At 69.0% G+C, this 24,624-nt stretch carries 20 protein-coding genes and 2 pseudogenes; 15 read left to right on the top strand and 7 right to left on the bottom strand.

What is annotated here, in order from left to right; translation table 11 throughout:
* Positions 1–44 precede the first annotated feature (44 nt).
* Both rph and ACZ7L0_RS37205 read right to left on the bottom strand, forming a co-directional pair.
* Positions 45–2,642 (bottom strand): rifamycin-inactivating phosphotransferase, encoded by a 2,598-nt coding sequence (gene rph, locus ACZ7L0_RS37210; RefSeq protein ID WP_471247005.1) that lies wholly within the window; start codon positions 2,640–2,642, stop codon positions 45–47.
* Positions 2,643–3,273: 631 nt separating this feature from the next.
* A complete protein-coding gene (locus ACZ7L0_RS37205; RefSeq protein ID WP_471247004.1) occupies positions 3,274–3,510 on the bottom strand; it encodes a hypothetical protein in 237 nt (78 codons plus the stop codon).
* Between the two features lie 194 nt (positions 3,511–3,704).
* Here ACZ7L0_RS37205 and ACZ7L0_RS37200 point away from each other — a divergent pair, with 194 nt between their 5' ends.
* Positions 3,705–4,022: a pentapeptide repeat-containing protein gene (locus ACZ7L0_RS37200; protein WP_471247003.1), complete on the top strand. Its 318-nt coding sequence runs from the start codon at positions 3,705–3,707 to the stop codon at positions 4,020–4,022.
* A 661-nt stretch (positions 4,023–4,683) separates the two neighbouring features.
* Here the strand turns inward: ACZ7L0_RS37200 and ACZ7L0_RS37195 are convergent.
* Complete coding sequence (locus ACZ7L0_RS37195; protein WP_471247002.1) at positions 4,684–5,394, bottom strand: SDR family NAD(P)-dependent oxidoreductase; 711 nt, start codon at positions 5,392–5,394, stop codon at positions 4,684–4,686.
* 103 nt (positions 5,395–5,497) lie between these two features.
* Between ACZ7L0_RS37195 and ACZ7L0_RS37190 the strand changes: the two genes are divergently transcribed.
* Positions 5,498–6,337 carry a helix-turn-helix transcriptional regulator gene (locus ACZ7L0_RS37190; RefSeq protein WP_471247001.1) on the top strand — a complete coding sequence of 280 codons (840 nt, stop codon included), beginning with the start codon at positions 5,498–5,500 and terminating at the stop codon, positions 6,335–6,337.
* 25 nt (positions 6,338–6,362) lie between these two features.
* Here ACZ7L0_RS37190 and ACZ7L0_RS37185 read toward each other — a convergent pair whose 3' ends face one another.
* Both ACZ7L0_RS37185 and ACZ7L0_RS37180 read right to left on the bottom strand, forming a co-directional pair.
* Positions 6,363–6,581, bottom strand: coding sequence for a DUF4164 family protein (locus ACZ7L0_RS37185; RefSeq protein WP_471247000.1), 219 nt, complete (start codon positions 6,579–6,581; stop codon positions 6,363–6,365).
* 872 nt (positions 6,582–7,453) lie between these two features.
* A pseudogene (locus ACZ7L0_RS37180) lies at positions 7,454–7,907 on the bottom strand (ATP-binding protein).
* Positions 7,908–8,349: 442 nt separating this feature from the next.
* On the opposite strand from ACZ7L0_RS37180, the gene ACZ7L0_RS37175 reads away from it, so the two are divergent.
* Together ACZ7L0_RS37175 and ACZ7L0_RS37170 are read left to right on the top strand one after the other, a co-directional pair.
* Entirely contained in the window at positions 8,350–8,796 is a 447-nt protein-coding gene (locus ACZ7L0_RS37175) for a hypothetical protein (protein ID WP_471246999.1), read from the top strand.
* A gap of 114 nt (positions 8,797–8,910) precedes the next feature.
* Positions 8,911–9,228 (top strand): annotated as a pseudogene (locus ACZ7L0_RS37170) (transposase family protein); the annotation flags it as partial.
* A 30-nt stretch (positions 9,229–9,258) separates the two neighbouring features.
* Here ACZ7L0_RS37170 and ACZ7L0_RS37165 read toward each other — a convergent pair.
* Positions 9,259–9,519 (bottom strand): hypothetical protein, encoded by a 261-nt coding sequence (locus tag ACZ7L0_RS37165; RefSeq protein ID WP_471247088.1) that lies wholly within the window; start codon positions 9,517–9,519, stop codon positions 9,259–9,261.
* Between the two features lie 400 nt (positions 9,520–9,919).
* Between ACZ7L0_RS37165 and ACZ7L0_RS37160 the strand changes: the two genes are divergently transcribed.
* From ACZ7L0_RS37160 to ACZ7L0_RS37115, 10 genes are all read left to right on the top strand, one after another.
* Positions 9,920–10,831: a LysR family transcriptional regulator gene (locus tag ACZ7L0_RS37160; RefSeq protein WP_471246998.1), complete on the top strand. Its 912-nt coding sequence runs from the start codon at positions 9,920–9,922 to the stop codon at positions 10,829–10,831.
* A gap of 156 nt (positions 10,832–10,987) precedes the next feature.
* Positions 10,988–12,157 (top strand): CaiB/BaiF CoA transferase family protein, encoded by a 1,170-nt coding sequence (locus ACZ7L0_RS37155; RefSeq protein ID WP_471246997.1) that lies wholly within the window; start codon positions 10,988–10,990, stop codon positions 12,155–12,157.
* 57 nt (positions 12,158–12,214) lie between these two features.
* Entirely contained in the window at positions 12,215–12,985 is a 771-nt protein-coding gene (locus ACZ7L0_RS37150) for a crotonase/enoyl-CoA hydratase family protein (RefSeq protein ID WP_471246996.1), read from the top strand.
* A 28-nt stretch (positions 12,986–13,013) separates the two neighbouring features.
* The gene (locus ACZ7L0_RS37145; RefSeq protein WP_471246995.1) at positions 13,014–13,784 is read left to right on the top strand and encodes an acetoacetate decarboxylase; all 771 of its coding nucleotides are present in this window, start codon (positions 13,014–13,016) and stop codon (positions 13,782–13,784) included.
* Positions 13,784–14,740 (top strand): 3-hydroxyacyl-CoA dehydrogenase NAD-binding domain-containing protein, encoded by a 957-nt coding sequence (locus ACZ7L0_RS37140; protein WP_471246994.1) that lies wholly within the window; start codon positions 13,784–13,786, stop codon positions 14,738–14,740. Before ACZ7L0_RS37145 ends, ACZ7L0_RS37140 begins: the two co-directional genes overlap by 1 nt.
* Positions 14,737–15,948, top strand: coding sequence for an acyl-CoA dehydrogenase family protein (locus ACZ7L0_RS37135; protein ID WP_471246993.1), 1,212 nt, complete (start codon positions 14,737–14,739; stop codon positions 15,946–15,948). Before ACZ7L0_RS37140 ends, ACZ7L0_RS37135 begins: the two co-directional genes overlap by 4 nt.
* Before the next feature lie 267 nt (positions 15,949–16,215).
* The gene (locus tag ACZ7L0_RS37130) at positions 16,216–17,673 is read left to right on the top strand and encodes a class I adenylate-forming enzyme family protein (protein WP_471246992.1); all 1,458 of its coding nucleotides are present in this window, start codon (positions 16,216–16,218) and stop codon (positions 17,671–17,673) included.
* 14 nt (positions 17,674–17,687) lie between these two features.
* On the top strand, positions 17,688–19,430 hold the full coding sequence (locus ACZ7L0_RS37125; protein WP_471246991.1) for a DUF3556 domain-containing protein: 1,743 nt from the start codon (positions 17,688–17,690) through the stop codon (positions 19,428–19,430).
* Positions 19,427–20,869, top strand: a complete 1,443-nt coding sequence (locus ACZ7L0_RS37120; protein ID WP_471246990.1) for a phytoene desaturase family protein — start codon at positions 19,427–19,429, stop codon at positions 20,867–20,869. The genes ACZ7L0_RS37125 and ACZ7L0_RS37120 overlap by 4 nt, the downstream gene beginning before the upstream one ends.
* 50 nt (positions 20,870–20,919) lie before the next feature.
* Positions 20,920–22,137, top strand: a complete 1,218-nt coding sequence (locus ACZ7L0_RS37115; RefSeq protein ID WP_471246989.1) for a PucR family transcriptional regulator — start codon at positions 20,920–20,922, stop codon at positions 22,135–22,137.
* A gap of 1,050 nt (positions 22,138–23,187) precedes the next feature.
* Here the strand turns inward: ACZ7L0_RS37115 and ACZ7L0_RS37110 are convergent.
* Entirely contained in the window at positions 23,188–23,802 is a 615-nt protein-coding gene (locus ACZ7L0_RS37110; protein ID WP_471246988.1) for a cysteine hydrolase family protein, read from the bottom strand.
* Between the two features lie 111 nt (positions 23,803–23,913).
* On the opposite strand from ACZ7L0_RS37110, the gene ACZ7L0_RS37105 reads away from it, so the two are divergent.
* Positions 23,914–24,615, top strand: a complete 702-nt coding sequence (locus ACZ7L0_RS37105) for a FadR/GntR family transcriptional regulator (RefSeq protein ID WP_471246987.1) — start codon at positions 23,914–23,916, stop codon at positions 24,613–24,615.
* The last annotated feature ends 9 nt before the right edge of the window (positions 24,616–24,624 follow it).

Raw genomic sequence — 24,624 nt, 5'->3', positions numbered from 1 at the left:
CGTCTTAGCCGGAAGCCGCGGATGGGCCTTCCCGGTGTGGTCGGTCATGGCAGGATCTCGACGTACCCGTCGGTTCCGTGGACGCGGATCCGCTGCCCGTCCCGGATCAGCCGGGTGGCCTGCTCCACGCCCACGACGGCCGGCAAGCCGTACTCCCGGGCGATGACCGCGCCATGGGTCATCAGGCCGCCCACCTCCGTCACCAGGCCCGCGATTCCGACGAACAGGGGCGACCAGCTGGGGTCCGTGTAGGCCGTGACCAGGATGTCGCCCGCCTCGAGATCGGCCTCCGCCATGTCAAGGATGACGCGAGCCCTTCCCTCGATGGTCCCGGTGGAAACGGGGAGGCCGATCAGGGCACCGGTCGGCATGTCGTCGCGCCGGTACGCCCCGGTGACGGCCTCGCCATCCGATGTGAGCACCCGGGGCGGTGTGAGCGCGTGGTACGACCGGAACGCGTCCTTGCGCTGCTGGATGAGCTGCTCATCCACTTGGTTCGAGCGCACGACGTCGTGGAACTCCTGGAACGTGAGGTAGAAGATGTCCTCCTTCTCACGAAGCACGTTGGTCTGCACGAGACGCTCGGCCTCCCGCAGCAAGGCCTGCTTGTAGACGAAGTAGCGGCTGACGATGCCGTACTTCGGGTACTCCCGGTATCCGATGAAGGTTCGGACCCGGTCGATCATGCGCTTGGTGTCGTCGGCTTTCTGATCTCCGTCCGGCAGGGCCCGTAGGCATGACAGCAGTTCCTGTTCCTTCTTCTGGGCCTTTTGCCGCCCTTGTTCGAAGCGCCGCTCGGCGGCGCCCGGCTCGAAGTTCCTGACGTTGTCGAGGATCACGGGCACGAGCGTGGTGGGGCGCTCGCGCCAACGCGGCCTTGTGATGTCGATCTCGCCGACGCAGCGCATGCCGTACCGGTCGAGGTAGGCCTCGATGGCGTCGCGGGCTTCGGTCCCACCCGCCAGTTTCCCCAGCTCGTCCAGGAAGTCCTCATCCTCGACGCCCTGTAGGAACGCCACCACTTCCGGATGAGGGCGGATCACGTCGGCGACGTCGAGCAGCGCCAGTCCCATCTCCGACGTGACGTTGTCGGGGGCGGACAGCGTCAGGGTGTCGGCCGCGTTCTTCTCGCCCAGCCACTCCTGCAGCTTGTCGTTGAGCCACCATGTGGCCTCCATCCCCGCCATGATCACCTGCATGCTCAGCGGATCACTGAGGACTCGCTTGTGCTCCTGGAAGGCGTCCAGCAGGAAGTCGAACAACGCCGGTCCGGCCTTCGTCCGGATGTCACGCTCCAGGGCGGCGACGGACGCCTGGCTGCGCTCGATCAGACCGGTGACGATGGCGGGATCGGTCTCGATCGTGGCAGACGCGCCGCTGGTCGGCGGCCCGCAGGGGCCCGCGTCCGGGAGCGTCGGGACGAAATCGTCGCGGTCGAGGACGGTCTCCAGTGCGTCCCTGACCAGCGGATCGCCTCTGCCCATGACGTCCAGGAGGCCGGCGCGGCTCGCGGGCGAGGCCAGACGCCGGGTGACGTCGACGAACAGTCTCCCGCCGGCCTCGTGCATCGGCGCCATGGCCGTCAGTTGCCACATGGACAGCCCCAGGGGCTTCATGGGGTCGGTCATCATCTGCTGATGACCGACCGAGACGTAGACGTGATTCTCCTGGTCGCCGGTCTCGGGGATGGGGAACAGCGTCGTGATCGGCCGGTTCTGAACGATCTGGAAGCCATCATCGACCAGGCACCATTCGATGTCCTGCGGGCGGCCGAAGTGCGCTTCGATCCGCCGCCCGAGCTGCACGAGCTGCACGACCTGCGCATCGGTCAGCGCCGGCTGCTCCTGCCGCTGCGAGTCGATCGCCACTTCCCGCGTACCGCCGGTCGGCAGGGCGTGCACGGCGCGCTGTTTGGCAGCGATCGCCTTGGCGACGACTTCATCTCGTCGCACCTTGAAGACGTCCGGGTTCACCAGGCCGGAGACCAGGGCTTCGCCGAGGCCGAAGCCGGCGTCCACGGTGGCGACCTTCCGGTTGCCCGTGACGGGGTCGGCTGTGAACAGGATGCCGGCCGCGTGTGGGAAGACCATCTGCTGCACGACCACGGCCATGTGGACCGTACGGTGGTCGATGCCGTTCCGCTGGCGGTAGGTCACGGCCCGCTCGGTGAACAGCGAGGCCCAGCACCGGCTGACGTGCTGGAGGATCGCCGTCGGCCCCACCACGTTCAGGTACGTGTCCTGCTGGCCGGCGAAGGAGGCCGTCGGCGAGTCCTCTGCCGTCGCGCTGGATCGGACGGCGTAGGCGGCCTGCTCGCCCAGCGGGGCGAGCGCGCGGGTGATCGCCGCCGCGAGATCACCCGGGATGGCGACCTCTTCGATGGTCCGGCGAATCTGCGCGCTGAGCGTACGGATCGCATCCCGGTCGTCCGGGTTCAAGCGCGACAGCTGATCGAGCCGACCCTCGATCGACGGCGCTTGCGCCATGATCCGCCGGAAGGCGTCCGTCGTCACGCAAAAGCCACCCGGCACACGGATGCCTTCGATCCGCGACAGCCCGCCCAGGTGCGCGCCCTTGCCGCCGACGACCGCGACCTGCGTCTCGTCAACCGCTTGAAAATCCATCACGTACTGCTCTGTCATTCCAATACCTCCGAGGCCGCTGTGCTCCGTTGCACCGCACTGGCCGATCGCGTCACCGACACCTCCACCTCTGTCGAACCTCTTGTCGGGCACGTCCTCGTCTTTGGCTGCCTTCCCTCTGCCGAGTCGAACGGCGCGCACCCCTGCACCTACACCGCGAGCGCCCTCAGCCGCACTGCCAGTTCCACTACGGGGTCGACGTCGCCACGTCCCCATACGTCGACAACAACACACGCACGTCGTGCCCCCCTATCTCCGCAGGTTGTGACCCCGGCCGACGATTCTGCGCCGCGACCCGGGTCTTGCCGCAAGCCCCCCAGCGCGCTATAACTTGAGAGTGGCAAGGAGAGATGTCTCCTTGCCTTTGTCTTTTGCCGTCCGCTGGAACCGACAAGCCCCTCGCGAAGCGGTCAGCCGCGGAAACACGCCGACGCGCCGGTGCCGTACAGCTGAACGTACGACTCCGTGGCCGGCGCCGGCGACTGGTCCGGGACGCCCGGTGCTCCTGCTCACTGTGTGTCCTCGCCTCCCGCCACGACGTGCTGCTCTCGGTTGGCCGGCGGCCGCGGCTGGCCGACCTGTACGCCGATCGAGCAGGTGCGCGGCGACTGCTTCCGCGCGGACTGGCCCATCACCGAGCTGATCCGGCACGCCGCAACCTGTCGCCGCGGTCGTCCTGGGTGTGGCGCTCGCGGAAGTCGGCCAGCACGCTGTGGTGGAAGCTGGGATCGTCCAGCTCCGTGGTCAGGGCGTACTTCAAATCGATGCGGCAGCGGACTGCTTCGATTGCCTGAGGTCTGGCAGTGAGGCGTCCGTCGCGGGGGTACCAGCCCGCGAGGTCCTCGTCGCACCACAGCCCGTCTCTCACCCACATCGCCGTCGTCCGCCCGGGTTGCTCACCCGCGCGATCTGTGTGGTCGGAAACGGGACTTGCTCACTTGACGGGGACGAGCGACAACTGACACCTCGACAACTGCATGGGTATTCGAAACAGCCCCGAGCATGCCCGCTGATCACGCTGGCGCAGTGGGGAACCCCGAGATCCCCGACACAGTCGAGTCAGTGAGGCTAGGCGATGCCGACTTCGAGTCGGCGACCTTCGAGGGCACCACCGACTTCGAATCGGTGACCTTTAAAGGCGACACCAGCTTCAAGTCCGCCACCTTCAAGGGCGACACCAGCTTCACGTCCGCGACCTTCGAGCCGGGCGCCACCTTCAGGTCAGCGACCTTCCAACACGAAGCACAGTTCGCGTTGGCGACCTTCAAACGCGCCGCCGACTTCCGTTCCGCGACCTTCAAGGGCGGCGCCCTGTTCGGGTCGACGTCCTTCCAGGGCACGCCGCCCGCAGCGCCGTCTACACCATCGAGGAACGCCTGATCAAGGCCGTCCCCGGAGACCGCCTGGCGGCGCTGCTCGCCGACCTCGACACCGTGGCCGAAGCCCTCGACGAGTGACCGCCTGAGGAACTACGGCACGGAGGAGTCGCCTGCGATGCGGCCGGGACGCGGGAAGCCCCCGGGGAGACCGTCCAGTCTCCCCGGGGGCACCTTTCTGCCTGCGTTCTTACCTCGGCAAACCGGCCGTCAGCGGGCCTGGGCGGCAGCTCCGCCTCAGAGTCGGCGATGCCGAGGTTGACGTAGGCGACGAGGTTGGCGTACTCCCACACCTTGGCGATCTGACCGTCGGCGACGTCGATGCGGAAGATGCAGACTGAAGGGGCGCCCTCGCTGACCGTCCAGGCCTTGTCCGGGAACGCGACGTGGCCGAACTTCGCCGCGTGGACTCGATCTAGGCGAGGACCTGGGCGTGGCTGCCGACGAAGCACCAGGGCTCCGGGGTCCCCGCGATCGACAGAGGGATGACGAACGACGCTTCCGGCGACAGCAGCGCGGCCCGGCGGCCGGGTCGCGGTTCTCGAAGGCGGCGATGAACGCCTGGGCGGTGGCGAGAGACTCCCGTTGAACGCTGTTCGTGATCAGTCTTTCTTGGTTGTGCTGCACGGCCGCGGTTGCGGCCGGTGGGACAGGCAAGGAGTGGGTCACCAGGGCACGGGGCCGGTGGCACCGACGAAGGTGGCCGTGGGCGCACCGGGGCCGGCGGTGGCTGTCGCGACGATTACGGCGGCGCCTTCTTCGACGCTCTGGGTGCCCTGGTGGCCGTTGAGGTCGGTGGCGGTGAAGCCGGGGTCGACCGAGGTGACAGTGATCTGCGGGAACGCCCGTGCATAGAGCAGGGTCAGCATGTTCAGCGCGGCCTTGGAGGAGTTGTAGGCCAGCAGCGGCGCCCAGGCCGGGAGGATGTCGGTGTGGGCGGTCGGGTCGACGTTGATGGTCAGCGAGCCCAGGCTGCTGGAGACGTTCACGACCGACGGGTGCTCGGCGGCCTGCAGCAGGGGCAGGAAGGCCCGTGTGGTCCGCACCGCGCCGAAGACGTTGGTGTCGAAGACCTGCTGCAGGTCGGCCGCGGTCAGGTCCCCGGTCGCGGCGGCGGGACCGGCGATGCCGGCGTTGTTGATCAGCACGTCCACCCGTCCGGCCTCGGCTCGGACCTGCTCTGCGGCGGCGGCCACGGAGGCGTCGTCGGTGATGTCGATCAGGAGTGGCCGGGCGTCGATGGCCTTGGCGGTCTGCTCGCCGCGGTGCGGGTCGCGGGCGCCGGCGTAGACGGTGTGGCCCTGCTCGATCAGGCGGCGGGCCGTTTCGTACCCGAGACCCTTATTGGCCCCGGTGATCACGGTGACTTTTGTCATGGCAATCAGCCTGCACGCCACGCTCAACAACGGGGAGAGCTCTCCTCAGCGGGGGGTCGGCCAGTACCAGGCTTATGAAGCGCGCATCGCGGACAATGGGAGCGTGAACGACGATCCCGCAGTCCTCGGCCAGGCCTTGCGCCATTGGCGTGACCGCATCAGTCCCCAGGATCTGGGACTCCCTCTCGGTGGTGTCCGGCGGGCGCCCGGGCTGCGGCGCGAAGAGCTCGCCCAGCTTGCCGGTCTGTCCGTCGACTACGTAGTGCGACTCGAACGCGGCCGCGCCACCTCACCCTCACCGCAGGTCCTCGCCTCCCTCGCCCGCGCCCTGCGCCTGAGTGAGACCGAACGCGACCACCTCTACCTGCTCGCCGGCCAGGCCCCGCCCACGACCGGTCAGGTCTGCCCGTACATCCCACCCAGCGTCCAGCGCCTCCTTGACCAGCTCCACAGCAGCCCGCTCAGCGTCCACGACGCCGCCTGGAACCTCATCTCCTGGAACCCCCTGTGGGCCACCCTCATGGGTGACCCCTCACTCTGGCGCGGCCGCGAGGCCAACATCGTCTGGCGACACTTCACACACCTGCCCACCCGCGTCACGCACACCTCCGAAGAGCAGACCCGCTTCGAGGCAGCCCTGGTCTCCGACCTGCGCTCCTCCGCCGCCCGTTACCCCCACGACACCCGCCTAAAAACGCTGATCAACACCCTGCGCAGCGCCAGCGAACGCTTCGACGGCCTGTGGGAGTCCCACGCTGTGGGCTTTCACACCACCGACAGCAAGACCGTCCACCATCCTGACCTCGGCCCTGTCACCGTCGACTGCGACACCCTCACCATCCCGGGTAGCGACCTGCGCATCGCCATCTGCTCCGCACCACCGGGGACCAGCACAGCCGAACAGTTCGCCCTGCTCGGTGCCATCGGCACGGCCCTGACCTGACACATCACGGCACGAGCCGAGGATCTCAGGTTCTCCTGGGATCGGTGCCAGCTGCGTTCTCGGTGCGAATCATCTGGCGGATGCTGGCACGGGCGGCGGCCAAGCCGTCCTGCGCTTCGCCGAGCTGGCCGGTCAGTTCGTTGAGCTGGGCAAGTGCCTGGTCGAGCTCGCCTTGTAGCCGCTTGTTGTCGGCGGTGAGCTCGTCGACGAGGGCGCCAAGGCCGGTGGCGCCGAGGGCCGACAAGATCGCGAAAGCCTTCGAAGCCGCGGCCCGGAAGCAGCAGGAACAGCTGAGAGTCCGACGCGAGGCTGGCCAGACGGTTGAACCTCCTGCGCATCCGATCTCCGAGGTGGCTGCCTCCAAGTCCCACATCGACCGGCTCTTCAAGGGCCAGGCCCACCCCAAGTCCCCCTTGCCGTTCACTCTGCAGTTCCTGAAGATCACTAACTTTGCAGCAGGCCTTTCGGCGGAAGAGCATCGAATCCCTTGTGGGAAGGCGCGTTCCTTGTTGCAGGCGATCGGGGATACGCCGGTAGCGCTGCCGGCAGCTCTCCTTCTATCGGCGAACTATGAGGTTGCGTCAACGCACAACGACACCGAGAAGCACCGCCCGAGGACGCTGTCGCAGCCCCGCGCCTCGAGGTCGATTTTGAGCGTGCCCGTCATACCGGCTGCGTTACGTACTACGGGATCACGATGTTCTGCTGTCGACTCTGCTGCAGATCGTCAGCACGCAACGCGAGATCATCGCCGGCAATGACATCCGCGAACTTCACGCTCGTAGCGCACCTGCAGAACTGGCGAGGGTAGGCGACGAGACCCGCCAGGCTCTGGACCACAAGGTCACAGCCCAGTAGGAAGCCGACCGTGCCGCTGCCCGGATTCACATTCTCGAAGACCCGAAGACCTCTGGGCCAGGGCACGTGCCGAGGGCTCAGCGCCTGGATTCCCACCCTGATGCGGCTGGTTTAGCACTGTCCCATCTGGGCCCTCAACAGGCCTCGCAACCGATTCTGGCCAGCGAACTGCTCACCCGACCGGCGCTGGACGATATCGGCGCTGCTCTGGCCAAGGCCCATGAGGTCAGTCTCCGCGAGGAGAAGATCGTAGCGGAACTACAGAGCGGCCCCCCGGCGGTCGAGTTCGAGATAGCCAAGTTCATCAATGGAGAGGAGATCGACGCGGCCGTAGCGGGCGATGGTCTTGGCCAACTGCTTGTCATCGGCGGCCTCGACGAGCTCGTTGACGAGCTTGGCGGCACGTAGCAGACACGGTGGCCGGCCATTGCGGCGGCCGGGCCCAGGCCGATCAGCAGATGGGACTTGCCTGTGCCCGAGTCACCGATCAAACACAAGGGATCGCCCGTGCAGACCCATTCGCAGGTGGCGAGGTTGTTACGAAGTCGGACAGCCATTTCTGCCGTGGAAAGCCAGCAGCGCGTATCCGACGCTCGGAGCGTCGGTGGTCGCGGTCTTTGCATTCGGCCATCAGCAGTTTGGCGAGGAAGCCACGGTAGGACAGGTGCTCGCGCTCGGCGCGTGCGACGGTGTCGGCGAACTGGGCGCGCATGGTCGGCAGCCGCAGGACCCGGCAGGCGGTGTCGATTGTGGCGTCGGAGGCCGGTTCGGTCAGGGTGTGGTGCGGAGGGTTCATGGCGCATCCTTCCGGGTGTTGTGCAGCAGCTGGTCCCAGTTCTGCAGGTCGGGCAGGGGGCGGCAGCTCTGGCTCTTGAGCGCGGGCTCCCTGACATGGGACGGGGCGCGTGCCGAAGAATGCCATCAGCGCAAGCTCGTCGGCCCGGCATCGATGAGGCCGGTCCGCGCGCCTGCGGGTGGCGGGGAGTTGGGGAGATCAGGTCAGGCGCACATATGGCACGACCACTGAAGCAACGGCCTTGGCCTGCCGTCCCGGGGAGGAACCGGTCGATGAGCCCGCTGCCCCTCCACCGCGCTGACGGACTAACGACGTGGTGCGCGATTGGGGTGGGCCGTCCGTAGTGGAGGATGGCCCTATGCATGCTCTCTTCGATAGTCCCGGGCTCCGTCGCGTCTCGCTGGGCGAGTACCCCTTGTGGGACGAGGCTCTTGCGCTCCTCGACCGGGACTTGGCAGTGACTCTTCCTGAGCAGGGGCCCCTGCAACTGGTGGCCCAGCCTTCCTACGAGGCGGGCGAGCCGGAGTATGTCTACGTTGCGCTGGCCAATGGCGAGTGGCACGGCGGTCACCTGTACCCAAAGGTGGCCGAAGACCTTGTTCATGCCTTGGCGATCGTCGCCGACGCCGCGCAGGATACCGTCGCTGAGCGTCTGGGGCAGGCGTGGCCCCTGTGCGTCGAACACAACCTGGGCATGCATGCGCGCGAGGTGGAGGGGCAGCTCTCCTGGTGGTGCGCCGGAGAGCGGCCGCGTCTCGGGCCGGCCCACATCCGTGCGGCCGTGGGCGCGCTCGACACCTTCTGAGCCGCCCGCATCGCCGCAACCGCAAGCGATGGAGAGTAGATCGACGTCATGTTGCGCGGCAGTCGCAGCAGGTGCGCCGTGACGTAAAGGGGGCCGTGCGGGTTGCGTGTTCATATGACGCAATACCTTGGCCGCACGGCCTTGTCCCATCCCATCTTCACCGGACTTCAGAACCGTCGACTCGGCGCGCTGATCGGCGAGTTGGCTCATGCGTGGATGGCATCCGCGGAGGGGCGACTGCACAACCGCAGGGGTCGCGGCCGTCTGAGGGCAGTCGGAGCCGGCCCGAACCATCAGTTGGTGTTCACCGATCGGATCATCGCCACCCTGGTCGTCCTGCGGTTCCAGTTTCCTCATGCAGCTCTGGCTGTTCTCTACGGCGTGGACCGCTCAACGATCACCCGGGCCGTTCATGAAATCCGTCCAGTGCCGGCTGCCCGGGGCTTCGCTGTGCCAGGACACCTAGACCTGCGGCTTCGCACCTTGGAGGACGTCTTCGCCTACGCCGCGGCCGAAGGCGTGGAACTGCGGTTCGATGGCACCGAGGTCCGGGTGCGCCGCCCCGGGGCGAACCGGCCAGGACGGCGAGCGTTCGTCTCGGGGAAGATGCGGCAGAACGCTAAGAATCGGGATGTCCACCTGGTTCGCGAGGGACTCGGGTTCGACCATGTGCCGATGCCTGAAATCGCCGCAGCGCAGGCGCAGTCTGACGGGTACGTCCACCGGAAGGTGATCCATGAGGGCGCTACGCGGGACGTCACCGGCTGCCGGGCGAGGCGTTCTGGTCGGTCACGACGGGTCTCCACCGTGAGGTCGCACTGCAGGGCCAGTTCGTCGTGCGGCACCTGGGCGAGGAGCAGATCGAGGTGCCGAGGAGCGTGCGCTCGAAGGGGTGATCCGGTCCCGGTCGATTGGAGGGGTGAGGTCGAGGGCCATCCCGGTGCGGGCGCCGCCGTAGAGGACATCACGGCGGGTGGCCGCGCCGAGGCCGCGGATGGCCTCAAGCCAGCGGCCCGTGACGCTCAGGGAGACCACGATGTGGTCTAGACGTTCCCGCAAGCCCGGCGGCCGGTGTTCCAGTACGCCCGGCGGCCGGGGGCCCGTCATAGGTAGGGTGCCAGGCGTGGACATGCTGCACCTGCGTTACTTCGTCGCCGTGGCCGAGGAGCTCAACTTCTCGCAGGCGGCGCGCAGACTGCACATGGCGGCCTCTCCGCTGAGCCAGCGGATCAAGGATCTGGAACGCGAACTCGGTCACGAGCTCTTCGAGCGCACCACCCACCGGGTCGATCTGACCCCGGCGGGTGCTGCCCTGCTTCCCATGGCGCGCGACATTCTGGAGCGGGTCAACTCGGTTCCGTGGCGGCTGAGCGAGGCGGTGCGCCCGCGGCTGGACAGGTTGTTCATCGGGATGCCCGCCGGGGTGCATCCGCTGTTGCGGGAACGTGTCCGGCTGCTGGAGGACGCCTGCCGGGAGGTGTGCGAACTGAAGCGCTGGCCCGGCACGTCGGCGGCTCTGGCGGACGCGGTGCACGACGGAAGGCTGGCGATGGCGCTGGCCCGGCTGCCGGTCTCCGATGCGGCGCTGGAGGTCATCGAGGTGATGCGCGAGCGGCTGGGTGCAGCGGTGCCGGCCGACCGGTTCGCGGGGCGCGCGTCGGTCACCCTGGAGGAACTGGCCGATCTGTCCTATGTGGCTACGCCCAACGACACGGTCCCGGCCTATTTCGATGAAATCGACGCCCGACTGAATTCAGCCGGCATAAAGAAGAGAATCCGCGTAAACGTGGCGGACTATTCTGGAAGCTCCGAACTGATTTCCTCCGGCATCGCGTTTTCGATGACCATGCTCTCGCCGGAGAGCCCCATGCATCGCTACCGGCTGGACAACGTGGCCGTGCTGCCCGTCGAGGACTTCCAGCCCGCCCTGACAACAGGTCTGTTGTTCCGAAGGGACCGGGCGGGTGACGGCGGTGATTTGGGTGACGTCGCGGCCCGGGCACGGCAGATCTTCAACGAGGTCATCTCCGTCTGACCGATTTTCGACTGCCCTTTTCCAAGGATTGACGGAATGGGTGTGACTGCTGCGGTCATGCCCTTGTTCGCCAGTTGATCATTCCCTCTGGGCTCGTTCACGCATAGCGTCGGCGGTGGAAAGATTCGCCATGAAATTACTGCGTGAACAGGAGTGATGATGGACATCACGGACGCCGGTACCACCGGTCCGCTGGGCGGCGTACGGGTGATCGATCTGTCAACGGTGGTGATGGGGCCCTACGCGGCGCAGATTCTTGGTGACCTCGGCGCCGACGTCATCAAGATCGAGTCCCCGTCCGACACGGTACGAGTAGGCCCCTACCGCACCACACCCGGTATGACCCCGCTCAACCTCAACGTCAACCGCAACAAGCGCAGCGTGCGGTTGAACCTCAAGGATGAGGCCGACCGCGAACGGGCCCTGGAACTGATCGACAGTGCCGATGTGCTCGTCACCAACATGCGCCCCGGTGCGCTCGACCGCCTCGGCCTCGCCCACGCTGACATCGCCCACCGCCACCCCGGCCTGGTCTATGCCCATGCCCAGGGCTTCCGCAGCGACTCCGACCAGGCCGGCAACGCAGCCTACGACGAGACCGTGCAGGCTGCCTCCGGCCTGGTGGACGTGACCAACCGGGCGCTGGGCACCCCGGCGTACCTGCCGACGATCATCGGTGACAAGGTCTGCGCGCTGACCATCGTCTACTCGGTGCTCGCCGCGCTGGTCCACCGGGCCCGCACCGGCACCGGCCAGTACATCGAGATACCGATGACCGACACGCTCATAGCCTTCAACCTCGTCGAGCACCTGGCGGGCCATGTCTTCGAACCGCCGCAGGGCCCCACGGGGTTCCCGCTGTCGATGAAGAGGGGGCACCGCGCGGTGCGCACCAAGGACGGCCTCGCCTGCGTCATCCCCTACAACCCGCGGAACTTCCGGGACTTCTTCCTCGCCGCCGACCGTGCCGACCTCGCCGCGGACCCGCGCGTCAACAGCGAGTCCATCGCCGATGACGACGTCGACGCGCTGATGGAACTGGTGGGGGAGTGCTCGCCGAGCCTGAGCACCGAGGAGTGGGCCCGGGTCTGCGCCAGGCACAGCATCCCGATGGCGCCCGTGCTCGAACTGGACCGGGCCGCCGAGGACCCGTATGTGCGCGGCGGCGGTCTGCTCGATGTGGTGGAGCACCCTAGCGAGGGCGCCATCCGCTCGGTCGGTATCCCCGTGCGGTTCTCCGCCGCCCCGGCATCGGTCCGCCGACTCGCCCCGCTGCCCGGCCAGCACACCGACGAGGTCTTCCGGGAACTTGCCGCAGGCCGCTGATACCTCTTCACCGATCCGCCGTCAGCTGCTGTCCCACCGTCGATCAAGGACCCACACATGCACAGCACCACCGAGGTGCGGACCGAGACCATCGGTTCGTCCCTGTTGATCACCATCGACCGGCCGAAGGCGCGCAACGCGGTCAACGCGGCCGTCGCCGCCAGGCTGTCGGCCGCCCTCGACCGCTTGGAGTCGGACCCCGACCTGCGGGTCGGCGTGCTCACCGGCGCGCAGGGCACCTTCAGTGCCGGGATGGACCTCAAGGCCGCGCTGGCCGGGGAATCTCCCGAAATCCCGGGGCGCGGATTCGGCGGCCTGACCCAGGCCCGGACGACCAAGCCGCTGATCGCCGCTGTCGAGGGCTGGGCGATGGGAGGCGGCTTCGAACTCGCCCTGGGCTGCGATCTGATCGTCGCCGCGGACGACGCCCGGTTCGGCCTCCCGGAGGTCAGCCGCGGGCTGATCGCGGCAGGCGGCGGGGTGATCCGGCTTCCCAAGCGCATCCCGTACCACCTGGCGATGGAACTGCTGCTGACCGGTGAGCCGATCTCGGGCCGACGGGCCGGACAACTCGGTATCGCCAACCGTGTGGTCACGGCCGGGGAGACCGTCGCCACCGCACTGGACCTGGCCGAGCGGATCGCGCAGAACGCCCCGCTGGCACTGGCTGCCGTCAAGGAACTCGTCAGGATCGCGGACGGCGCGCCGGAAGAGGAGGCGTTCACCGTGCAGGGGCGGCAGATGGCACGGCTCGCGGCCTCCGCCGACGTGCGCGAGGGCATGACCGCCTTCACCGAGCGCCGCTCCCCGGTCTGGCAGGACCGGTAAAACCACGGGACCCGAGGGAGAACGCACGATGAATCAGCAGGACGTGCCCCAGCACATCGCGACTCCACTGGCCAACCCGGCCTATCCGCCGGTCGTGCCGCGCTTCACCAACCGCGAGTACCTCAACATCGTCTACCGCACCGACCACGCGGCACTGCGCGCGGTGGTGCCGGAACCGCTGGAGATCGACGAGCCGCTGGTGCGCTTCGAGGTCATGCGGATGGGCGACGTCAGCGGGTACGGGCCGTACACCGAGGCCGGCCAGGCGATCCAGGTTCGCTACGAGGGCGAGCAGGGCGAGTACCTGCACGCGATGTATCTGGACAATCTACCGGCCATCACCTCCGGGCGCGAGGCGAGCGCGTACCCCAAGACCGCCGGGTCGCCCGCCCTTTACGCCGACCACGGCGCGCTGGTCGGAGTCCTCGACGTCGGCACCCTTCGGGTGGCGACCGCCACGATGGGCTACAAGCACTACGAGCTGTCGGTCGAGGAGGCCGTGGCCCAGATCGGTGTGCCGACGTACATGCTGAAACTGGTTCCCGGCTTCGACGGGGCGCCGCAGATAGCGCAGTTGGTGCGCACCGAGATCACCGACATCACGGTGAAGGGCGCCTGGACCGGCCCCGCCCGGCTGCAGCTGTTCGCACACGCGCTGGCACCGCTGGCCGATCTGCCGGTGCACGAGATCGTCTCCGCCAGCCACATCTTGACCGATCTGACCCTGGCGCCGGTCAAGCCCGTCCACGACTACCTGTCGTGCCTCGCCCGGCCCGGGACGCAGAAGGAGGCCATGTGATGACCAAGCCGTTCACCACCGCCGCGGTGGTCGGCGCCGGGACGATCGGACTGTCCTGGGCCGCGCTCTTCGCAGGCCACGGCATGCGGGTACGGATCACCGACCCGCGGCCGGACCTGGCGGAGGCGGTCGCCGACGCGCTCGGCCGAGCGGCCGGCCAACTGGCCGCGCAGGGCCTGGAGGTGGACGGCCTCGCCGAGCGGGTACGGGTGGCCGACGACCTCACCGACGCGGTGCGCGACGCCGACGTCGTACAGGAGAACGGCCCGGAGAACGTCGCCTTCAAGCGGGAGCTGTTCACCGACCTGGTCGGCGCCGCCCCCGAACACGCGCTGCTGCTCAGCTCCTCCTCCGCGATCCCCGCGACGGCGTTCACCGACACCATCGAGGACGCCCGCCGGATCCTGATCGGCCACCCCTTCAACCCGCCGCACCTGGTGCCGCTGGTGGAGGTGGTGCCCGGTGAGCGCACCTCGCAGGAGAGCGTGACGCGGGCCGTGGACTTCTACCGCTTCGTCGGCCGCGTGCCCGTCGTGGAACGCAAGGAGATCCCCGGCTTCGTCGGCAACCGCCTGCAGAACGCCCTCAGCCGGGAGGCGATCTACCTGGTCGAGCAGGGCGTCGTCAGCCCTGCGGAACTGGACACCGTGATGGTGAACTCACTCGGCCTGCGCTGGGCGACCGTGGGGCCGTTCCTCGGCGCGCATCTCGGCGGCGGCCCCGGCGGCTACCGGCACATGGCCGAGCACATCGGCGTGTCGATGCACACGATGTGGGACTCGCTCGGCCGGCCGGAGCAGAGCCCCGAACAGACCGAACGGCTCGTCGCCGCAGTCGAGGACGCCTACGGCTCCCGTTCCTACGCCGACCTCAGCCAGGAGCGCGACGCCAAGCAGATCGCCGTGCTGTCCGCCCGGGACGGCATCACCGACGTGGAGAAGGAGAACCGGTCATGACCACCCTGCTGCCGAAGGAGACGTCCGCCGACGAGCGGTTGGCCGCGGACTTCTATGACGTCGAGTCATTGTTGCCATCGCACGAGCGTGAACTGCTGCTGCGTGCCAGGGCCTTCATGCGCACCGAGGTCAAGCCGCTGGTCAACGAATACTGGTCCAAGGGAGAGTTTCCCCGCGAGCTCATCGGCAGGTTCCGCGAGCTCGGACTCGCCGGCGTCCCCTACGAGGGGTACGGCGACCCCTTGCCGGCCGGGAGTAATCTGCTGATCGGCATGCTGTCGATGGAATACACCCGCACCGACGCCTCCACCGCCACGTTCTTCGGGGTGCACAGCGGCCTGGCGATGTACAGCGTCTACCGGGGCGGCGACCAGGAGCAACGGGACCGCTGGCTGCCCTCGATGGCCGCACTGGAGACCATCGGGGCCTTCGCGATGACCGAACCGCTGGGCGGCTCCGACGTGGCCGGAGGCATGCGGACCACCGCCCGCCGGGACGGGGAGAACTGGGTGCTCAACGGCGCCAAACGGTGGATCGGCAACGCGACGTTCGCCGACCTGGTGGTGGTCTGGGCCCGCGACGAGGCGGACGACAGGGTCAAGGGTTTCGTGGTGGAGAAGGGCACCCCGGGCTTCTCCCCGGTGAAGATCGAGAACAAGATCGCGTTCAGGATCGTGGAGAACGCCGAGATAACCCTGACCGACGTCAAGGTGCCCGAGGCCAACCGGCTGCAGCGGATCGAATCCTTCCGCGATGTGGCGGAGATCCTCCGCGCCACCCGCAGCGGAGTCGCCTGGCAGGCCCTCGGCGTGATGATCGGCGCCTATGAGCTGGCGCTGAACTACGCCAAGGAGCGCAGGCAGTTCGGCCGGCCCATCGCGCGGTTCCAGATGGTGCAGGACCTGCTGGTCAAGAGCCTGGGCAACATCACCGCCTGCTGGGGCATGCTGGTCCAGCTCGCGCGGCTGCAGGACGCCGGCGTTTTCCGTGACGAGCACTCCTCGCTGGCCAAGGCGTTCGTCACCTCGCGGATGCGCGAGGTGGTGGGGTGGTGCCGGGAGATCTTCGGTGGCAATGGCATCGTGCTCGACTATGACATCGCACGGTTCTTCGCCGACGCCGAGGCGATCTACTCGTTCGAAGGCACCCGCGAGATGAACACGCTCATCGTCGGCAAGGCGGTCACCGGCGAGAGCGCCTTCGTCTGACCGCGGCTTCTTCACCGACAGGCTCCCGGCAACCCGTCGCCGGCCCCGAGTGCACCAGGCCTCGGGACCGGCGCGGGTCAGTGCGGGAGTGCCGCCCCCCGCTTCGTGCGCCGCGCACAAGTCCCGCCCCGAGCGTCGTCGCCCGCGCCCATGGGCCTGGGGATCCGCGGATTCGTACTGTCTCTCCTCATGTACCGGACATCCGTGCCGTGTCAGGACGCGCACCGCGTCCGTCCGACGTCCGTGGACGTACTTCGAGGAGCCGACATGCATATCGCGGAACTGCCAGATCTGCGCGCCCGACGGGACGCGGACGGTCCCTGCATCGCTGATGACGTTTCAATGCTGGACAACGCGGCGTTCGCCGGGCAGGTACGCCGGGCCGCGGCGGCCCTGCGGGCGCGGGGTACGGGGCGCGGTGACGTGGTGGCGCTGCTGCTGCCCAACACGGCGGACTTCGTCGTCGCGCTCTTCGCCGCCTGGCGGCTGGGCGCGGCCGTGACCCCGGTCAACCCGGCACTCACCGAGGGCGAGGTGCGTTACCAGCTCAGCGACGCGGGTGCCGTCGTGGTCGTCACCGCCGGGCCGTCGCCCCTCGCCGGAGCGCTGCCGGTGGCCGAGTTGGGCGCCGGGCCCGAAGACACGGCCCCACCGCGGACAGACCCCGGCGCGCTCGCTCTGCTGATCTACACCAGTGGCAGCACCGGACGCCCCAAAGGCGTGATGCTCGACCACGCCAACCTCGCCGCCATGGCGGGGATGTTGATCGACAGCGCCCGCCTGTGCGAGGCCGACCACAGCCTGCTGATCCTGCCGCTGTTCCACGTCAACGGGATCGTGGTCGGCGTGCTGTCCCCCCTGCTGGCCGGCGGCCGGGTCACGGTGGCCGGGCGGTTCCGGGCGGAAACCTTTTTCGGCCTGGTCGCCGAGGTCCGTCCGACCTGCTTCTCCGCGGTCCCGTCGATCTACTCGATGCTCGCCGAACTGCCGGACCAGGTGATGCCCGACACCTCGATGCTGCGGTTCGCCGCCTGTGGGGCGGCTCCGATGCCGCCCGCGCTCATCGAGCGGTTCGAGCACCGCTACGGCATCCCGATCCTGGAGGGCTACGGCCTCTCCGAAGGCACCTGCGCCTCCACCACCAACCCGCTGGACGGTCCGCGCAAGCCCGGCACGGTCGGACTGCCGCTGCCCGGCCAGCAGGTCGCCGTGATGGACCCGCAGGGCCGCATGGTGTCTGCCGGGGTGACCGGTGAGGTGGTGGTGCGCGGGCCCAACGTCATGCGCGGCTATCTGGGCCGCCCGGAGGAGACCGCCCGCACTGTCGTCGACGGCTGGCTGCACACGGGCGATGTCGGGCGCTTCGACGAGGACGGCTATCTGGTGCTGGTCGACCGCATCAAAGACATGATCATCCGCGGCGGCGAGAACATCTACCCCAAGGAGATCGAGACCGCGCTCGGCGACCACCCCGATGTGCTGGAAGCCGCCGTGGTGGGAGCACCGGAACAGCGACTCGGCGAGGTGCCGGTGGCCTTCCTGGCGCTGCGCGCGGGCGCCTCGGCCACCGCGACCGACCTTCTCGACCACTGCCGGGCCCGGCTGGCGAGGTTCAAGGTGCCCGCCGAGATCATCATCGTCGACCGACTGCCGAGGAATCCCGTCGGCAAGACGGACAAGCCCGCGCTCCGGGCCAGGACCACCGCGGTCACCACCGCCGGCTGAACACGGAGGCAGTCATGGGATTCCTCGCACCGAACATGGCAGACATCGACACACAGCGCTGGCGCACCCGCCCCTACCAGCAACGCATCAGGCCGCTGGCCGAGCACTGGGCCAGGCACGGCTTCGGCACCCCCGGCATCGTGCATCTGCTGTACCTGGTGAAGATCACGGCATACGCACTCGGCGGCATCGCGGTCGTCTCCGCGACTTCCGGCGTCGGCGGTGTGACGCACTTCGGCTCGTGGTGGGCAGAGCCGATCGTCTACCAGAAGCTCGCGATCTGGACGCTGCTGTACGAGGTCCTGGGCCTCGGCTGCGGCTCAGGTCCCCTCAGCTCCCACTTCCTGCCGCCGGTCGGCGCCTTCTTGCACTGGCTGCGCCCCGGCACCGTACGGCTGCCCCCCTGGCCAGGCCGGATCCCGGGCACCGCGGGTACCCGGCGCACGGTGGCCGACGTGGCCCTGTACGCGGCCGTATTGGGGGCGGCGGTGTGGTTGCTGTGCTCACCGGGTGACCCGGGTGCGTCCGCCGTGCTGGCTCCGTGGCGCATCGCCGTGCTCGCGGCGCTGCTCGCCCTCCTCGGGCTGCGCGACAAGACCGTCTTCCTCGCCGCCCGCGCCGAGCACTACGGGCTGACGCTGCTGGTCTTCCTCTTCCCGTCGACCGACATGCCCGCAGCGCTGAAGCTGGTCATGGTCGCCCTGTGGTGGGGCGCCGCCTCCTCGAAGCTCAACCGCCACTTCCCGTTCGTGGTGGCTGTGATGATCAGCAACAGTCCGCTGCGGCCGGCCTGGCTCAAGCGCCGGCTGTACCGGCACTACCCCGACGATCTCAGGCCGTCCGGGCTCGCCGCCGCGGCCGCGCACGGCGGCACGGTCGTCGAGTACGCGGTGCCGCTGGTCCTGGTGCTCTCGCACGGCGGGATCATCACCACCGTCGCCCTGGCCGTGATGGTCGTCTTCCATCTGCACATCCTGTCGACCTTCCCGATGGGCGTACCGCTGGAGTGGAACGTCTTCTTCATCTACTCGGCGCTCGTCCTCTTCGGCCACGACGCGGCGGCCGGCGCCTTCGCCCTGCACTCCCCGCTGCTGGCCGCGGTTCTGGTGCTGAGCCTGGTGGTGGTCCCGGTGCTCGGCCATGTCCGCCCCGACCTGGTGTCGTTCCTTCCCTCGATGCGCTACTACGCCGGCAACTGGGCCACCAGCCTGTGGTGCTTCCGCAAGGGCACCGAGCAGCGGCTCAACGAACACATCGTGAAGGCGTCCGGTCTGCCCGTCGACCAGCTCACCCGCCTGTACGGCGCCGAGACCGCCGAAGTGGTGCTGCACCAGGGGCTGGCCTGGCGGGCGATGCACACCCACGGCCGCGCGCTGGCCGGGCTGCTGCCGCGGGCCGTGGACGACGTGGAGGCCTACGATGTGCGGGAGGGCGAGACGGTGGCGGGAGCGGTCCTCGGCTGGAACTTCGGCGACGGCCACCTGCACAACGAGCAGCTGCTGGCCGCCGTACAGCAGCGGTGCGGCTTCGCGCCGGGCGACCTGCGCGCCGTCATTCTCGAGTCGCAGCCGACGCACCGCGCGCGGCAGCACTACCGCATCGTGGATGCGGCGAGCGGCCTGATCGAGGAGGGATACGTGAACGTGCGCGACATGGTGACCCGGCAGCCCTGGCTCGACGACGAGACGCCCGCGATCCCCGTACAGCCCGTCGGCACACCGCGACCGGCGACCGAGGTGGCGGCAGCACATGAGTGACACGATCGTGGCGGGAGCCGCACATGAGTGACGCGATCGTCGTGGGGGCCGGCCCGAACGGGCTGGCCGCCGCCGTCAGCCTGGCCCAGCGAGGGCTGAAGGTCACCGTCCTGGAGGCCGCCGACGAGATCGGCGGTGGCGCCCGGAGCAGCGAACTGACCGTCCCCGGACTGCTGCACGACCACTGCTCCGCGGTACACCCGCTGGGCGTGGGCTCGCCGTTCCTGCGGACCCTCGGCCTGGAGCGGTACGGCGTCGCATGGGCGTGGCCCGAGGTCGATCTGGCCCACCCGCTGGACGGCGGGCGGGCCGGGGTGCTGGTCCGCTCCCTGGAACGGACCACGAGCGGGCTCGGCGCGGACGGCCCGGCCTGGGAGCGGCTGTTCGCCCCGCTGGCCGGCGACTTCGACGCGCTCACCGAGGATGTGCTGCGTCCAGTACCACATCTGCCCGCCCACCCGGTGGCCCTGGCCCGTTTCGGGCTCCGGGCGCTCCAGCCGGCCACGGCCGTGGTCCGGCGCTGGCGAACGGAGGAGGCCAGGGCGCTGTTCGCGGGTGCGGCGGCGCATCTGATGTATCCGCTGACCGGGCCGGCCAGCTCCGCGGTCGGACTGATGCTCATCGGCGCAGCCCACCGCTTCGGCTGGCCGGTCGCCCGCGGCGGGTCCCGGACCATCACCGATGCCCTGGCCGCACTGCTCGCCCAGCTCGGCGGGACTGTCGAGACAGGGGTGCGGGTGGACTCCTTGGCCGAGCTGGCTCCCGCCCGGATCGTCATGCTCGACACCATGCCCGGCGCCGCGGCGCGCATCTGCGGCGACCGGCTGCCCGGCCGGGTGAGACGTGCCTACCGCGCTTGGCGGCACGGCCCGGCGGCGTTCAAGGTGGACCTCGCCGTCCAGGGCGGCATTCCCTGGACCCATGAGGCATGCCGCCGCGCGGGAACCGTGCACCTGGGCGGCTCCCTGGAGGAGGTCGTCCGCACGGAGGCGCAGACCGCCGGCGGCCGGATGCCCGAGCGACCGTTCGTCCTGGTCGGCCAGCAGTACCTCGCCGACCCCGGCCGGTCCCGCGGCGACGTGCATCCGGTCTGGGCGTACGCTCACGTCCCGCACGGCTTTCGGGGTGACGCCACTGAGGCGGTGCTGCGCCAGATCGAGCGGTTCGCCTCGGGCTTCCGGGAGCGCGTCGTGGGGCTCTCGGTGCGCTCGACCGCCGAACTGGCCCGCTACAACGCCAACTTCATCGGTGGCGACATCGTCGGCGGTGCCAACACCGCACGGCAGGTCGTGCTGCGCCCCCGGACGGCCCTCGACCCCTACAGCACCGGCATCCCCGGCGTCTACCTGTGCTCGGCGGCCACCCCACCGGGCGCCGGGGTGCACGGCATGTGCGGGGCGAACGCCGCCCGCTCCGCACTGCGGTACCTGGGCCGGTGAACGATCCTGTGGAACGGTTGACGGACGGGTCACCGGATCCGGTCGTTGTCGTGGCCCAGGTGATGCAGACGCGCCGGGACGCGTTCATCGCCAAACTGGTCGCCACGACCGAGGCCGAGATCGCTCAACTGGAGCACGACGAATCGCTGCGCGGACTCCTTGAGGCCAGCATCACCGAGAACATCGTCACCGCCGTCCACGTCATCATCAACCGGATCGACCCGCAAACCGTGGACGCCCCCGCCTCGGCCGTCTCCTATGCGCGCCGCCTCGCCCAACGCGACGTTCCACTCTCCGCCCTGCTGCGCGCCTACCGACTCGGCCACGCACAGAGCCTGGACCTGGTCCTCGGTGAGGCGGTCCGACTGGGGCTGCCGGACCCGGCCGGCACCGTCATCACCCTGGTCACCCTCACCTCGGCCTACCTGGACCGGGTCTGCGACCAGATCGGCCGTGTGTACGAGGAGGAGCGCGAACGCTGGGTGGGCAGCCGCGGTATACCGCGCCAGTACTGGGTCAACCAGCTCCTGGAGAACCCCCGGGTCGATCTGCTGCAGGCAGAGGCCGCCCTCGACTACCGGTTGTCCGGCAGCCATGTGGCCGTTGAGGCCTGGCTGCACGGCACCGCGGCGACCGGTGACCCCGCCGCCGTCTTCGACCGGTTGGCCTCGCTGCTGTGCACCGTCCTGCACGCCCAGCGCCGCCCCCTGCTGGTCCACACCGACGAGGCCGACGCCCGTATCTGGCTTGCCGTCAGGCCCGACCTCCTCGTGGACCCCGACACGGTCACGGCCGAACTGGCCGGCGCCGCGCTGCCGGTGCGCGTTGCCCTCGGCATCGTCCGCCCGGGGCTGGACGGCTTTCGCCGCAGCACCCGTGCAGCAGCCCGCGCCAAGGCCCTCGCCCTCTCCGCGGGGCCCAGCAGCCCCAGCGCGGTCGCCTTCACCCGCGTCGCCCCCATCGCCCTCCTGGTCGACGAGCCCCGCGAACTCGCGGACTTCGTCTCCGACACCCTCGGCGACCTTGCCGTCGACGATCCCCGCCGCGAAGTGCTCCGCGAGACCCTGCGCCTCTTCCTCGCCACCAATCGCAGCTACGCCGCCACCGCGGACCATCTGATGGTCCACCGCAACACCGTCCACTACCGCATCCAGCGGGCTGTCGACCACTACCAGCTCGACCTCGAGGCCAACGCCTTCGACCTCCACTTCGCCCTCAACGTCTGCCGCTGGCACGGGGCAAAGGTCCTGCGGCGCAAGCGCGGATGACGGTGCGTGGGCCACACGACGGCGATCCTCCTGGATACAAGGCCGGCGGATCGATGCGCCCCCGCCCTCCTTTCCTCCGGGCGGCGGAGCGGGGAAGGCTGAGGGCGTGGGCTGAGGGCCGTATCGACAGCCCCTCGGTGAGGGAGGCCGCGTACGCGTCTCCTCTGGGATGCAATAGGTAGGCCGCGCGGCTTTCTCTTCACCCCGCAGCCGGTACGTAATTCACCCGTCGTCCATCGCGTCATGGGGCCGGTCGCCGTGCAGCAGCCACCCGGTCCGATGTGCCGAGGGCATCGCGGGCCTCGACCACACGGCGACCCTCGGCCCGCGTCGGCAGCGGCGGAGCGCCCTCGGTATGGACATGGACCACCTGCTTCGCAGTGGATGCTCGGTGCGGGAAGCCGGGTCGATTCGCCTCGGTGAAGTCCACGGCGATCCCCCCGCCCGGTGCGGTGCGCTGTCACTGCTCCACGCTGACGAGCGTGGAACGCTTCCGCCGGCGCCAGGAGCCCGGGGGGAACCGAGCCGGCCACCAGTCGCCTGGCGGCTCCGACGGCGATGACCGCGGTGGTGCCGTACATGTCGGGCGCCGGTAGTGCTGCCCTGCGTCGGCGGCCGCCGGCGGTGACGTCGATCACGAGGGTGAACCTCGGGCAAGGGTGAGGCCTGCGGGGCTGGGTCCCTGCCGAGCGGGCATGCTGTGCCGTGTGGGCACGTGCCGGGGGACGGCCGGTGAGGTGCCGCGCATCGCATACCGCGGAGCGGTGTTCCTGCGCCGCGTGGGCGATCTGGTCCGTGGAAGCGACGGGCTCGAGCGGATGGCCCGGGAGCGGAACAGGTGCCGGGTGCCGCACAGTGCGCCGCGCGTCTCAAGAATCGCGTCGCTGTGCTGTGGATGCTCGCTTTGCCGCGCGCGGTACTCCACTTCCCGACAGTTGGCGGCAGATACCGCCGCCGGGGACACCGCCTGGAGCGGGACCACGGGTGGGTCTCACGCGGTTGGCTCCAGGCGATGTCAACTGCCGGCGCAGCAGGGGCGCCGACGGCGGACTACAGGGCGGCGATGACGTCGGCAGAGGTCGTCGGCAGCGAAAACATCGGGAAGTCGTAGGAGATGGCGTTGTCGTGCTCCTCCTGCGAGGTGGCGGCGACGCAGTCGGTCAGGGTGATCACCCGGAAGCCGTGCTCGTAACCGGTGCGCATGGTCGACTCCACGCAGCAGTTGGTGAGGAAGCCGCCGAGGATGATCGTGTCGATGCCCTTGCTTCGAAGGATGAAATCGAGGTTCGTGCTGGCGAAGGTGTCGAGCCCGCGCTTGCCCTCGATGACGATGTCCCCGTTCGCCGGAGTCAGCTCGTCGACGATGGCCGCGCCCCACGTGCCCTTCACGAACGCCTTCCCGTCCACCACGCCTTTGAGGATGCCGTAGGGGTGTCGGGTCAGCTCGCCGTAGCCTTCCGCGAACGTGATGGGCGCGTGCATGATCGACACTCCGGCCCGCCGGGCGGAGTCGACCACGGCGACGGTGTTGGCAAGCATGCCGGTGCGGTGCATGACGTCGGCGACCGCCCCGTGCAGAACGCCTCCGTCGCTGGTGAACTCGTTCTGGTACTCGATGAGCACGATTGCGGACTTGGCCGGATCGATCTCGAGCTTGTCGGTCATGGCGACACCTGATTTCCGCGTCTTTGAGGGAGGGCCTGTGTGTCCTGGGGCGCAGCTAGTAGCACGATAGCTCCTTGTCTGACAAACAGACAAGGAGCTATCGTGTGTCGCATGACGATCTCGCCGGTGTCGCGCCTGCCCCTGAGCCTGGACGTGGCTCAGCGCCTGCGGGCGGCCATCCTCGACGGCACACTCCCCGCCGACACCGAACTGCCCACGGAAACCGAACTGGCCCAGTCCTTCGGTGTCGGGCGGTCCACCATTCGCGAGGCGCTTCGGGTGTTGCAGGCGCACGGTCTGATCAGCGGGGCGGATACCGTTTCCACCGCGCGTCCGCGCGTCACCCACGAGCGCACGGCGGGCGCGGCGGGCCTGGCGCTGAGCACCGCGTTGCAGGTCGGCGCGATCCCGCTGGGGGACCTGGTGGCGCTGCGCATGCTGCTGGAGGCGGAGGCGATACGGCAGACCACCTCCGTGCCCGATGCGGCTCGGTCCTGCCTGGTGACCATGGCGGCGGCGGTGGAGAACACCGACATCCACACCTTCCACGCCGCTGACGTGGAATTCCACGTGCAGCTCGCCTACGCCGGCGGTAACCGGGCACTGGGCTTCGTCATCGGCGTGCTGCGCGACTGCATCGCCGGTTACCTGCTCGACGCGCTCGACGCGGTGGCCGATCAGGGCACGGTGCTCGCGCGTCTGCTGGCCGAGCACCAGGCGATCGTGGACGCGCTGGACGCGGGCGCGACCGACCGTGCCGCCGAGCTGGTCGTGGCTCACGTCAGTGGTTTCTACGAGCCGGAGACGCCATGACCGAGGTTG

This window comes from Streptomyces sp. NPDC039424, from assembly GCF_055639495.1.
This window is presented reverse-complemented; position numbering and strand designations above follow the sequence as displayed.